12 protein-coding genes are annotated in these 12,352 nt (G+C 46.6%); 3 read left to right on the forward strand and 9 right to left on the reverse strand.

The window, feature by feature from the left end; genetic code table 11:
- Window positions 1-56: 56 nt before the first annotated feature.
- Together B0X71_RS13215 and B0X71_RS13220 are read left to right on the forward strand one after the other, a co-directional pair.
- On the forward strand, window positions 57-1,502 hold the full coding sequence (locus tag B0X71_RS13215) for a tetratricopeptide repeat protein (protein ID WP_232336694.1): 1,446 nt from the start codon (window positions 57-59) through the stop codon (window positions 1,500-1,502).
- A gap of 12 nt (window positions 1,503-1,514) precedes the next feature.
- Window positions 1,515-1,853, forward strand: coding sequence for a hypothetical protein (locus tag B0X71_RS13220; RefSeq protein ID WP_077589864.1), 339 nt, complete (start codon window positions 1,515-1,517; stop codon window positions 1,851-1,853).
- Window positions 1,854-2,018: 165 nt separating this feature from the next.
- On the opposite strand, the gene B0X71_RS13225 is transcribed toward B0X71_RS13220, so the two are convergent.
- The 6 genes from B0X71_RS13225 to B0X71_RS13250 form a co-directional block, all read right to left on the reverse strand.
- On the reverse strand, window positions 2,019-2,297 hold the full coding sequence (locus tag B0X71_RS13225; protein WP_077589865.1) for a hypothetical protein: 279 nt from the start codon (window positions 2,295-2,297) through the stop codon (window positions 2,019-2,021).
- A 52-nt stretch (window positions 2,298-2,349) separates the two neighbouring features.
- On the reverse strand, window positions 2,350-2,985 hold the full coding sequence (locus B0X71_RS13230) for a hypothetical protein (protein WP_077589866.1): 636 nt from the start codon (window positions 2,983-2,985) through the stop codon (window positions 2,350-2,352).
- An 85-nt stretch (window positions 2,986-3,070) separates the two neighbouring features.
- Complete coding sequence (locus B0X71_RS13235) at window positions 3,071-3,298, reverse strand: hypothetical protein (RefSeq protein ID WP_077589867.1); 228 nt, start codon at window positions 3,296-3,298, stop codon at window positions 3,071-3,073.
- A 61-nt stretch (window positions 3,299-3,359) separates the two neighbouring features.
- Complete coding sequence (locus B0X71_RS21240; RefSeq protein ID WP_198038595.1) at window positions 3,360-3,821, reverse strand: hypothetical protein; 462 nt, start codon at window positions 3,819-3,821, stop codon at window positions 3,360-3,362.
- Between the two features lie 308 nt (window positions 3,822-4,129).
- The gene (locus tag B0X71_RS13245) at window positions 4,130-4,429 is read right to left on the reverse strand and encodes a helix-turn-helix domain-containing protein (protein WP_077589868.1); all 300 of its coding nucleotides are present in this window, start codon (window positions 4,427-4,429) and stop codon (window positions 4,130-4,132) included.
- Between the two features lie 590 nt (window positions 4,430-5,019).
- Window positions 5,020-6,318: a M20 family metallo-hydrolase gene (locus B0X71_RS13250; RefSeq protein WP_077589869.1), complete on the reverse strand. Its 1,299-nt coding sequence runs from the start codon at window positions 6,316-6,318 to the stop codon at window positions 5,020-5,022.
- Between the two features lie 518 nt (window positions 6,319-6,836).
- Here B0X71_RS13250 and B0X71_RS13255 point away from each other — a divergent pair.
- On the forward strand, window positions 6,837-8,018 hold the full coding sequence (locus tag B0X71_RS13255) for an iron-containing alcohol dehydrogenase (protein WP_077591001.1): 1,182 nt from the start codon (window positions 6,837-6,839) through the stop codon (window positions 8,016-8,018).
- A 210-nt stretch (window positions 8,019-8,228) separates the two neighbouring features.
- Here B0X71_RS13255 and B0X71_RS13260 read toward each other — a convergent pair whose 3' ends face one another.
- The 3 genes from B0X71_RS13260 to B0X71_RS13270 all read right to left on the reverse strand — a co-directional run bounded on the left by B0X71_RS13260 (window position 8,229) and on the right by B0X71_RS13270 (window position 12,296).
- Window positions 8,229-10,145, reverse strand: coding sequence for an IS1182 family transposase (locus tag B0X71_RS13260; protein WP_077589870.1), 1,917 nt, complete (start codon window positions 10,143-10,145; stop codon window positions 8,229-8,231).
- 288 nt (window positions 10,146-10,433) lie between these two features.
- Entirely contained in the window at window positions 10,434-11,591 is a 1,158-nt protein-coding gene (locus B0X71_RS13265; protein ID WP_077589871.1) for an aminotransferase class I/II-fold pyridoxal phosphate-dependent enzyme, read from the reverse strand.
- Window positions 11,592-11,657: 66 nt separating this feature from the next.
- Window positions 11,658-12,296, reverse strand: coding sequence for a LytTR family DNA-binding domain-containing protein (locus B0X71_RS13270; RefSeq protein ID WP_156889873.1), 639 nt, complete (start codon window positions 12,294-12,296; stop codon window positions 11,658-11,660).
- Window positions 12,297-12,352: the final 56 nt, after the last annotated feature.

Here is a 12,352-nt window from a genome sequence, read left to right on the forward strand (position 1 = left end):
TCATTTTAGGAATTTTCACAAAAAACGTTAATTCATTTTTTGTAAAAAGTGGTAGTATGAAAAATAGAAAACTCTTCGCTGAAACGGAGGCGGATCTCATCGTATTAGGCAGTCGTTTAACCACGTCGGTTACAAAACCATCCGGACGTGTCCTGAATGGAAAACCCAGAATTGCCAGCTTCCTCCCCGCCGGTCCTGAAAGGAGAAGTCGAATGGAAACTGGAGCCCGCATCAAATATCATCGAATAAAACAGCAGCTGGAACTGAGCGACCTGGCAGCAGACCTTCTGCTTCCAGCTGAGCTAAAAAAAATCGAGTTAGGCGAAATTACCCCTTCACCTGAAGTATTAAAAGCGTTATGTGAAAAACTTAAAATCCCGTTAAATCCAATTGAAAATCCGATTGGACAAGAATTGATCGAGCAATTCAAGGAAATGCTGCTGCATCCGCAAGAACGAATCCGGATCAGAGAGCATTACTATTTCATTTTGCAGCACCCTCTGCTCAACATTGATGAAGAAGTAGAGCTGGAATATAGCATTCAATTGATTCGTTTCTTCGTCATCACAGGAGACTTAGATGGCGCTGGAGAAAAGATTCAAGAACTAGAAAAATTCAAAGAATTTATGAACCAAGAGCAGTACTATCTATTCCATAAATATTGCGGGAACCATAATTACATGATAAAGAATTTTGATGAAGCGCTGAATTTATACTTACTTGCAGAAAAAATCGCTCCATCTTCTGTATTACCAACTGAATGTGGTGACCTGTATTATTCTATAGCTATATCTGCTGCACAGTTGCACAAAAATGAAGTAGCTGATAAATATTCTCGAATGGCACTTGCTATCTATGAAGAAGAATTCGTACCTAAACGTATCGTTGAGTGTCATATTAACCTTGGTATTACGCAGCAGCGTTTAAAAAATTTCAAAGCATCACTTGACCATTTAAAAATCGCTTTAAAAATCGGCAAAAAGTTGAATATTAATAATTTACTATATATTTCTGAGTTTAATTGTAGTATTTTCTACTACGCCCACCGAGATTTCAACTCTTCAATTCATCACATGGAAAATTGCCTCAACTATATACCTGATGAATATATTGCTGATAAATTGGCCGCGTACTGTTTACTTGTAAAATGCTGTTTCGAGAAACAAGATTATATAGGACTTCAGAAATGGATGAAGACAGGAAACAATTTAGTAATCGATAATAATATTGATCTTAACTCTCCAACTAATCAAAAGTTTAGCGAAGCCTATTACGAATTCCGGTGTCTACAAAATCTCTATGAAGAAAATTACACTGCATTCGAAAAAGATGCGCTAAAAAGCCTAATTCCGGTATTAGAAACCGATAAAAATTTTCACGATCTGGCATATTATTATGGACATTTGGGTAATGTATACTTGAAATTAGGAAAATTCAAGAAGTCTGCTATAATGCTAAGTGAGGCTCAAGAAGCTCTTAAAAAATTCAATAGTTTTCATTGAAGGAGGATTCTTATGAGAAAAGCAAGCATTTTTGTTCTACTAACAGGTGTTTTTTTTACCAGTTTAGTTTCTCACCCTAGCACACTTGATAGCACTAATACAATTGCAGCTCGGGAGATTATCCCGGAGCCTTGGAGCTCGAAGCATGAAATCGCAGCTCGGGAAATCATTCCGGAACCTTGGAGCCCGAAGTATGAAATCGCAGCTCGGGAAATCATTCCGGAACCTTGGAGCCCGAAGTATGAAATCGCAGCTCGGGAAATCATTCCGGAACCTTGGAGCCCGAAGTATGAAATCGCAGCTCGAGAGATTATCCCAGAACCTTGGAGCTCTAAATACACATCGGTGTAGAGCATAACCTTACATAAAGAGCACTGTCAGTATTCGTGACAGTGCTCTTTTAATATCCACTTATCCTTAACTGCAATTGCTGGCTCGTAGGTTTTCGGAACAGGCTAAGCGACTGCTTTGCACCTTGCCTAAAAAATGAGGCATAACTGATTCCTACCTTTACAGCTACCGGTTAATCGGATCATGATAATATATGTATGCTAAAATGTCTTCCCCTTCTGCGGATTGCCATTCCTTCCACTGCTCTGATTCTTCATCAAAATATTCAAATCCAAAAATGTAATTGGATTTACGGTCCTGCCGTTCGAATTCCATGATGAAAATTTTAATTACTTTTGCCGCCGTTTCGACTGAATCGACCTCATAGTCCCGGAAATGCTCTTTTCGGTTATCCAAGAAAACAGCAAACCAGACACGGTATTTTCCTCCCGCTTCTTTTCGCATGACCTCCAGCCCTCCCCTTTTTTACGTGGCCAGTCAGCCGCCAATCGCAAAATCAGATCCCGCATAGTTCCATTGCCCGTCGCCGGCCGTTGCCTCCGAACTGCTTTCTGATATCCGGGTGCTTCATAAACCACTCGCAATAATCGGCAATCATGTCAGCAGCATTTGCCGGCACAACCATCCCGGCCGGCCCATGTTTATCACCTGCTTTTCCAAACAGCAATTCCACAGCCTCGGCCTCTCCCACCGCAATCCATGGCACGCCTTCAGCCATTCCTTTTAATATACTTAATGGATACTTGTTTGCCTTTCCCATCCACAGGCATACATCCAATTTTTGAAAATGGGTGCCTCCTTCTGCTGTTACCCCCAATTCAACAACTTGCTGCAATTGCTGGCAGTCTTTCTCTTTCTGAAGCCAGCTACTTACCTCTGCTGTCATCCCTTCCTCCAACACTACAATTAACTGGAACCGGCACTGTCTGGACAACAGAATTCGAGCGACTTTAAAGATAGTCAGAATAGCATCGGTTTCTAACCGGTCATGAACCGATCCGATCCTGAACCGGTTAACCTGCTGCTCAACGCCGGCCTTGCCACTTTCTACGACAATGGATTGAAGCAGTTGATCCGGCGGTTTAATCATTTCCGGAATATTACCTTTTCCATTGATCACTGCAGCTGCCATAATTACCAGCCCTTTCCGCTTAGATGAAATTATAAAAACCTGCAGTCCGCCCGATGATCAATGGCATATAAATTATTCCGCCTTTTCATAAACGGATTGTCTCTAATTCCTTCACTGCTCTATCAAACAATTGCTGTTTTGGCTCCAGTCTGTAATAACGTCGCCAGGCGATAAAAATCTCTTTTACCACGCCAAGCTTCTTTGCGCCTTCCACAGCGTTTTTTTGTTCAATTACACAAGTTTCATACATGATTTGCTTGAGTGGTTTGTCAAAATTCCGTTCTACGACTCCTTTATACTGTACATAGCGCACGTTTTTCACCCGCTTTCAATTTTTAGCAGATTCATTTCCCCCGTCGCTGATTTCTCTCTGTCTATTTATTCTCCGGATCATCCGTCGCCTTTTTCCGATACTCGTCCACAAGCTCCGCTGTGAATTCATAGAACGGCAAAAGTCCTGCTTCCGGGTCCAACCCTTCACTTTGATAATGGACTGATTTACAGCAAGCAATTCTGCGGTCAATCATTTCAGCAAACCCGCGAAGAGATACTTCATCTCCATATTGAAGCGGCCGGTCCAAGTTCTCCTCCTGCAGGTCCTGGCTGAATTTCTCTTTCCGACCGGTCAATTCATCTACCGCTTCATCAAAAGCAATTTGCTTAGGTTCCAATCTGTAGTGATGACGCCAATATATAAATATTTCCTTTGGAACTCCCAGTCGCTTTGCGCCTTCTAAAGCACTGACTTTTTCTTCTTTGCATAGTTTATACATCAATTCTCCCAGGGATTGTTCATATTCCCGTTCCACTACTTTTCTGTACTGTCCATACTTCATCGCTACCCTCCTTGCTGACGCAGGATGATAATAAAATTCAGTTTAAAAGTACTAAATTTTTAGAATAGTTTATCACAAAAACCGTGATTTAAAAAGCCTTAATAGCAGTGTTTCAAGTACGTTTTATCTATAAAAAAATCTAAAAAGGTATTTTAAATGAATTAAAAGACCGTACTGACGCTTCATTTACTAGGAATAAAGGTATTTTTAATTATATGTAACGAATACATTTATATTTAAAAAATGAATAATTTGAACTAAAAAAAGAACTCGGAAGCTATAGCTTCCGAGTTCTTTTATGCATCTCCTTACTTCTTCCATAAACCGATGATTCCATTTCTGCGATAGATCAATTCATTATTCTCAAGCACTTTCAAAATTTTGGTCAATGTCTGATGGGGCATATTCAATTCTCGGGTCAATTCCTGGATAGTCCGGAACAATACTCCTTCTTTCGTCGAGTTTGACTGGAAGTATTCAAGGAACCGTTCTCCTTTATCATTTAAAGACGGAGAAGCAGTTTTCAAACAATTCCTGCATTCCTGAATAATCAGCTGCTCCGGGTAATAATTTTTTTCATTATTTTTGTAGCTCGTGGAAGACGCCATGCAAAAACCTCCTAACAAAGTGAGAGTAATTCTCCCTTCTTACTAAACATTATACCCATTTCAGTGCTAACTGCTCAATGAATTTTCAAATTTTTTGATAGTTCTATTTAATTATTCTTCTTCAAGTATTTTTCGTATTTTTTTGAAGACCCGATATATGTGTGAGAATCTTAACAGGAAGAGGAGGCAAAAAGGAGCATTTTTAGGCCCCTCTTTATGCTTACAGGAATTTATCGATCATTAATTCAAAGAAGTTCTTTTCCAAAAGAACCAAGAGTTGCCGACTCACCAAAAAGAATCCATTGCCCTGCAAGCACTAAAAGTGAGCTGTTCCGAAAGTGTCTATTGTGACCGATTGGGATAGCTTTGATTGTTTCAAGTGTTATTTTCTGTTTTTACTGACCGCATTCCTTTTTTTAGAAAAGTTCACTTATTTCTGAAGAAATAAAGAAAACCATCCGGCAAATTTAATCCTGCGGATGGTTTTCTCCTAATTGTTTTGTTTTGTCGGATTCATACAAATGCCAACAGAAGAATCAGCTTCTGCTCTACTGAACCTGTCAGTCGCTGAGCGAGGCTGCGTCTGTCCATTAACCGGCAGTAGCCGATTGCTGTTGCTCAATAAAGTCTTTTAAAATATGCGCTGCCGTGACACAATCATTCAGCGAGGTCCATTCCCGCGGATTATGGCTAATTCCATCTCTGCTACGGGCAAATAGCATGGCTACTGCAATATGGCGCCCAAGGATCATTGCGTCATGTCCGGCCCCGCTGGGTATGCGAATCGGAGTGATATTAAACTTTCTCAGTGATTCCGAAAGCTGGGACTGCCATTTTTCTTCAACGGGGATTGGCTTGATTTTTGTTTTTTGGCTAAGTTTTGCTGCAACGCCGCTCGATTTACTGATCCGATTTGCTTCCTGTCTGACTGCCTCCAGCAGCTGATCCCTTGGTTCTTCATGGATATCCCGCAGATCAACAATCAATTTCACTTCCTGCGGAATAACGTTCGTTCCATTCGGAGACACATCCAGTTTTCCAACGGTCGCCACCGCAGTATCGCTTATCGTAGCCGGCAATTCGGCAACGCGTTGAATGAAGGCAGCGGCCGCTACAAGAGGATCCTTCCTTCCTCTCATCGGTGTATTGCCTGCATGACCTGCTTCTCCTGTAAAAACCACTTCCAACCAGGCAGGTCCTGCGATGCCGCTCACAATGCCGACCGGCTGCTGTTCCTGTTCCAGTTTCTTCCCTTGTTCGATATGCAACTCCACAAACAATTCAAGTTCCTCTGTGATATCCCGTTTCGCCTTCCGATAGCCCTCCAGGCTGCTGCCGTATTCAGTCAGCACCTGTTCAAAAGACGTACCATTGAAATCTGTCAGTGCTGTGAATTCGTCCAAATCCGCTTCACCGGTCATAGCCATACTGCCGCTCAGGCCACTGTTGAAACGGGATCCTTCTTCATCTGAAAAGATCAGTAATTCATATGGTTTTTCAGGCTGATACCCAGTCTCCCGCCAGGCTTCTGCCACTTCCAAGGCCGCAAGTACGCCAAGCGGACCATCGAAATGGCCGCCATTCGGCACGCTGTCCACGTGCGATCCGGAAGCGATCGCTTTCGCCTCCGCATTTTTCCCTTCCAAACGTCCGATTACATTTCCCGCGCCATCTTCCCGCACGTGGAATCCCGCTTCCCGCATCCATTCCTTCACCAGTTCTTTTGCCTTCTTCTCATCTGCTGAATAGCCCGGTCGCCAAAATCGCTGTTCCGACACACCGATTTCTGCAAGTGAAGCAAACCGTTTAGCCAACCGTTCTCCGTTCACACCGTCTTTATTTAGGTTCTGATCATATCCATCCACCAGCTGTGCATAAAAATCCTTCATTTTTTACTCATCCTTTCTCTTTAGCTGCTCAATTCTCCGACACAGTTCAACACAATGAAGAATCCATACGGAATCGGACTTTTACACGAACAGCAGCAATCTTCCTGCCGCCATGCAGGATTACTGACAGCCGGCATTTGAGCTATGGCTCTTTTGCCTGCCCTCCCTCCTCTTTCTGAATCGACCTTCCGTCCATTCTCCATTATCATACTGCGATGTCTTCTACTTTAGCATAGTGAATTGCATGAAAACATAATTTATTGATAGAAAAGATTTGGGCTTTCCCGCCAAGTTCTTTCTATATAAAATTATCAGAGTATTGGAACTGACAGGACCATCATGCTATTCTATCAGCAAGGAAGAGGAATAGAGTGATTGTTATACATAATCTGCAGAACTATGAACATTCCTGTAATCCTATGAAATCAGCTGTTCTGTTTAATGCAGGTATGATACCGGGCAGTCCCGGAACTGCCATTGACCAATCAACAATCATCTTGAAAAAAAGGAGTGACCGCATGACCGTTTCAAAACTCGTATTTGTTCCACTCAGTTACACCGGATGGGGCGCACTTGATCACTTGATTCCTGAAACAAAAAAGCATTCTCCCCGGAAAATACTGATCGTGACCGATCCGATGCTCGAGAAACTTGGATTAACGAAACAAGTGACTGAACCGCTTCAAAATGAGGGTTATGAAGTCATCCTCTATACAGAGGTGGTGCCGGAACCGCCGATCGCCATCGGGGAAAAACTCGCGAAATTTACGCGCAGCGGCGGTTTTGATATGGTGATTGGCTTCGGTGGCGGCAGCGCACTCGATTTGGCGAAAGTCGCTTCTGCAATGGCTGCCCATGAAGGAAACGTGGCCGATTACTTGAACCTTAGCGGAACAAAGAAAATTTCCAAAAAGGGGCTGCCGATGATCTTGATTCCGACAACTTCAGGTACGGGATCTGAAGTGACGAACATCGCCGTATTATCGCTTGAAACGACGAAAGATGTCATCACCCATGATTATTTGCTGGCGGATGCAGCGATCGTCGATCCGGTCCTGACTGTTTCCGTGCCGGCAAAAGTGACGGCCGCCACCGGCATTGATGCGCTGACTCATGCGGTTGAAGCTTACGTTTCGGTCAATGCCAGCCCGGCGACGGATGCGCTTGCGCTCCAGGCGATTCGCCTGATCGCCGGTTCCCTTAGACAGGCGGTTAATAACGGCGAAGATAAACAGGCCCGGACCGATATGAGCCTCGGTAGTTACTTGGCCGGCCTTGCGTTTTTTAATGCCGGTGTCGCCGGCGTACATGCCCTCGCCTATCCGCTCGGGGGCCAATTCCATATTGCCCACGGTGACTCGAACGCTGTGTTGCTGCCGTACGTGATAGGATATATCCGCAAAAGCTGCATGTCACGCATGGCGGATATTTTAGAAGCGCTCGATGGGAACTCCGCGTATCTGTCTGACGAACAAGCATCGCGCCGCTGTGTGGAAGAACTGGTCCGGATTGTGAATGACGTCGGTATCCCGCAGACACTTCAAGGCTTTGATGTGCCGGAAAGCGCGCTGGAGCCACTGACTGCAGACGCCGTCAAACAAAAACGCCTGCTGGCCCGAAGCCCCATGGAACTTGCGGAAGATGACATTCGGAAAATTTACCGGTCGGCCTTTGATGGAATTGTGACAGAACCAACCTGATGGAACTTGTCTTGCCCGGCCGGCCCCCTAAGCTGTTCAAATTATCTGCAGACGTTTGCCAAACATGCTCGGCGGGAAAACAATACTAACCAAACATCCGGGAGGGATCGCATATGTCTGATAATCAGGAAAAAGACGTACTGAAGGACAATCAGGAGAAGATGCGCGAACTGATAGACGAGAAGGAACAAGAAGACGGCAACAACGCCGTCAATCCCGAACAGCAGAAACGCGAGAACCAGTCGCTTGAGGACCAAGCGCGCGTACCGGATCGGAACAATGCCATGAAACCGACTGTCGCCAACCGGAAAGCACCCGGATACGACGATTAAAACGAAAGGGGCTGTCCAAAAAGCCCCCTAAATTAAAAACAGGGAGAGAATAACCAATCGGTTGTTCTCTCCCTGTTTTTTTAAAGTTCGCTTTTTCGGAAAGTGACCGGAGGAAACCGGCCACTTTCCGAAAATTATGCGCCATGGCGATAAGTCCAAATTCGATGTGCACTTTCTGAAGCCCCCGGAGATGGAACCGGCGGAACGCCAAATTGCCCTTGATATCGCCGAAACCGGTTTCCACCTCGATTTTTCTTCGGGCATATACCGATTTTCGGTCCTCACATTCAAGGGCTTCTTTCGCTTTCATTTTCAATTCCTCATAGACCGGGTTCCAATGAACCTGACGGTTCCCCTTTGCCTTGGTACACGATTCTTTCAGCGGACATCCGGTACAGTCTTCACATTCGTAGATTCTATAGGACTGAACAAAGCCCGATGCATTTTTCTTCTCCTGATATTTTTTGAAAACGACGCGGCGGCCGTTTGGACAGATGAATCGGTCATCCGCTTCTTCATACGTCCAGTTTTTCGCGTTCCATTCATTGTTTTTAAACTTCTTCGTCTGCTCTTTCAGATAGGTGCCATACGGGATCAGGAAGCCGGCAAGCGGTTCTTTTTCATCCCCGATCAGGTAGAGGTAGTTCTCTTCGCTTCCATAGCCGGCATCCGCGACGATGGTCTTCGGCATAGGCAGGGCAGATGCCTGCAGCTCTTCCAGATGTGGAATCAGGCAGCGAGCATCTCCTGGGCGCTGATGAATGGTATAGAACAGTACAAATTGATTCTCGGTCGCCATCTGGATATTGTATCCGGGTTTCAGCTGGCCATTCTTCATATGATCTTCCTTCATCCGCATGAATGTGGCGTCCGGGTCCGTCTTCGAGAAGCTGTTGCGCTCTCCACAGACGGCGAGCTGTTCCGCATACGTTTCTTGGCGGGGAATGAAGTTTTCACGAATCAGTTTCACTTTCTTTTTCAGGAGACTGTGCCGTTTGCGGAGTCCTTTTCTGTTTTCCACGAGCTTTTCCTCAGCGATGAGATCCGTCAGGATATCCACTTGGTCTTCCAGCCGGTTCGCAACTGAAGCCAATTCCACAGCCGCCGGCTCCTCGGCCAGCTGGCCCAGTTCCAATCCCTCCGCCTTGGCAATCTCCTGGATTTCCTGAAGCGTTTCCTGGATTCTGATTTTCAGTTTCGCTTCCCGCCCCGTCACCGCCTTACGGAAGACAAAGCTATACTTATTGGCGTCCGCTTCCATCTTCGTCCCGTCCAGGAAGTAGTTCTCAAACTCGACAAACCCTTGCCGGTGAAGTTCCAAAACAGTGAACTCGAATAACTGATCGATGACCGCTCCCATTCGGACGCTCCGGAAATGGTTGATGGTCCGGAAATCCGGTTTCTGCATCGCCGCCAGCCAGATCGCCGGAAGATCCTCGTGCAGCATCGTGGCGATGCCCCGGCAGGAATAAACTTTTTGGGAATAGGCATAGAGAATAACCTTGAGCATCAGTTTCGGGTGAAAGGGTGGCCGCCCGCCGCCAGGGTAGCAGGCGGTCAACACTTCCTCAGGGTAAGCCTCAACCAACTGATCCACCACACGAGCCACATGATGGTCGGGAATCAGGGCGCCAATATCAGGAATGGATAAGGCCTGGGTCGGATCATACGGTTTGAATGCGGGCGCCGGCCGGCGCCCTTGGGTGGAGACTACGATTTCATGTTCAAGTAATTTACCTGACGGAAGAGCCGGTTGCATGGTATAATCGGTAGAAGCAATCGTTGGATTGCGCATAAAAATCGTCCTTTCTGAGTGGTTGTGTGGTAACTCCCATTTTACAGAAACGGACGATTTTTGTATGCATTGATGACTTGACTAGCGGGAAGGCCGGCGGCGACTCCTGCGGGACCAGCACGAGCTGAAGACCCTGGACCGAGTATAGCGAGGGAAGCGTCTGAAGCCGTGCCCGCGGAAAGCGTCCGCCGGGCCGAACCCCAGCTACTTCTTTACGAATAGAAAAAAGGGGCTGCCCCTCGAGGTCATTTTTCATGACCTTTCGGGACAGCCCCTTTTTTTTACGCCTTATGAAACTGTCTGTATGAATTTCTCCATCCGCTTCATGCCTTCTTCAAGCACAGGCAGACTGTAAGCATAGGAAATGCGCAAGAACCCTTCACCGTATTCCGTAAATGCGGATCCCGGCACCGCCCCAACGCCCCCTTCTTTCAGCAGTCGCTCTGCAAATTCAGCGGAAGACAAGCCGAACTTCTTAATGGACGGAAAAATATAAAAAGCGCCGGTCGGCAGCACGACGTCAAGCCCCATGGCTGTCAGTTTCCTGTATACAAAATCCCGCCGTTCGATGTAAGCTTCATTCATCGTTGCCGGGACATGCCGCTGGGTCGTCAGCGCTTCAATGGCTGCATGCTGACTTGGCAACGATGCGCATGTCGCATTGTATTGATGAACCTTTAACACGTGTTGCATGACCCAAGCCGGCCCCAGGACGAATCCGAGCCGCCAGCCGGTCATTGCATGTGACTTCGACAGCCCATGCACGATGAACATCCGGTCGCGCAAATGTGCGAACCGGGCAAATGACCGGTGCTGATCGTCAAAGGAATTCTCGCTGTACACCTCGTCCGATACGATAAACACTTCGTGCCGGTTTAGCACGTCAGCCAATTGCTGCAGTGTTGTTTCATCCAATGTAACGCCCGTCGGATTGGACGGGAAATTCATGAGGACCGCTTTCGTTTTGTCAGTGATCAATGCCTCCAACCGCTCAGGGTCCGGCTGGAAATCCGTATCCGACGTATCGAGATAAACCGCTTTCGCTCCCGACAGCCGAATGAGCGGTGCGTAACCCGGATAAGCCGGCGCCGGAATGATCACTTCATCCCCTTCTTCCAAAATCGTCCGAAAAATGGAATCGAGTCCTTCACTTGAGCCGTTTGTTGCGATGATTTCGTTTGCCGCACTGTATGTAAGGCCGTGGATGTCCTTGAAGAATGACTGGATGGCGAGCCGCAATTCCATCAGCCCGGCATTATGCGAATAGCCGGTCTGGTTGGCTTGAATCGCCCGCATGCCTGCTTCTTTCACTGCTTCCGGCGTCGCAAAGTCTGGCTGCCCGACCGTCAGTCCGACAGCGTCCGGATAATCTGCCAATAGATTGAAAAACTGCCGGATGCCCGAAATCGCGATTTCTTCCGTCCAGCGGTTGATTGAAATCCCCATGAATGCAAAACCTTCTCTCTTGTGTTTCCTTTCATTATCACACAGAACTTCCAATGGAAGAAACCCTTAAAATCCAAGCCGCTTCCGGACGTCCGCTGTATAATTCTGACTGACCGGCAGCAGTGCCTCATCCTTCAGCTTTAATAGGAAACCCGAAGAAATATCCCGGGTGATTTCACGGATGCAGCGGATATTGACGATGTATGATCGGTGGACAGCCAGGAAGGTATCCGGCAGCAGCTCCCGAAGCTGCTTCAATGTATAGGCCGTACTATAGGTGCCTTCTTCTGTGTAAAACCAAGTTTTTTTATGCTGGCTTTCAATGTAGAGGATGTCTTCCACCGGCACCGGATGCCATGTATCCTCCGTTTTTCCTGTCAGGAATGCAACCGGTTCTTTCTGCTTCATTATGTAAGCGGATGACAGCAGCACCACAACCGCCCCGCCCGTGATCGGATAGCCGATGCCGAAACAGGTCTCGCCCGGGAGGAAATCCGTCACTTGCCGTTCCACCCGTTGGCCTGATTCCATGACTTGGCTGGCAATGCTCCCCCTCTCCACAGGCTGGCCGATCCGGATAGATGCGTTAAGTGCACCGGAGCGGAAATACACATAATCCCCGTCTCGCGCCACCGCAATCGCCGCTTCCGCCGGCATCCAGTCCATCCAAAACGTTTCAAACTTCAATACATCCTTCAATTCCATTATACATACCCCTTCCATCCATCCATATTGGCTTTCATCCCGTAAAAACCGTCTTT

This window comes from Planococcus lenghuensis (assembly GCF_001999905.1).
Taxonomy (GTDB): domain Bacteria; phylum Bacillota; class Bacilli; order Bacillales_A; family Planococcaceae; genus Indiicoccus; species Indiicoccus lenghuensis.

Coding starts and splice junctions, on each gene's coding strand:
- B0X71_RS13215 (WP_232336694.1), top strand. CDS start 57: ATGAAAAATAGAAAACTCTTCGCTGAAACGGAGGCGGATCTCATCGTA.
- B0X71_RS13220 (WP_077589864.1), top strand. CDS start 1,515: ATGAGAAAAGCAAGCATTTTTGTTCTACTAACAGGTGTTTTTTTTACC.
- B0X71_RS13225 (WP_077589865.1), bottom strand. CDS start 2,297: ATGCGAAAAGAAGCGGGAGGAAAATACCGTGTCTGGTTTGCTGTTTTC.
- B0X71_RS13230 (WP_077589866.1), bottom strand. CDS start 2,985: ATGGCAGCTGCAGTGATCAATGGAAAAGGTAATATTCCGGAAATGATT.
- B0X71_RS21240 (WP_198038595.1), bottom strand. CDS start 3,821: ATGAAGTATGGACAGTACAGAAAAGTAGTGGAACGGGAATATGAACAA.
- B0X71_RS13245 (WP_077589868.1), bottom strand. CDS start 4,429: ATGGCGTCTTCCACGAGCTACAAAAATAATGAAAAAAATTATTACCCG.
- B0X71_RS13250 (WP_077589869.1), bottom strand. CDS start 6,318: ATGAAGGATTTTTATGCACAGCTGGTGGATGGATATGATCAGAACCTA.
- B0X71_RS13255 (WP_077591001.1), top strand. CDS start 6,837: ATGACCGTTTCAAAACTCGTATTTGTTCCACTCAGTTACACCGGATGG.
- B0X71_RS13260 (WP_077589870.1), bottom strand. CDS start 10,145: ATGCGCAATCCAACGATTGCTTCTACCGATTATACCATGCAACCGGCT.
- B0X71_RS13265 (WP_077589871.1), bottom strand. CDS start 11,591: ATGGGGATTTCAATCAACCGCTGGACGGAAGAAATCGCGATTTCGGGC.
- B0X71_RS13270 (WP_156889873.1), bottom strand. CDS start 12,296: ATGGAATTGAAGGATGTATTGAAGTTTGAAACGTTTTGGATGGACTGG.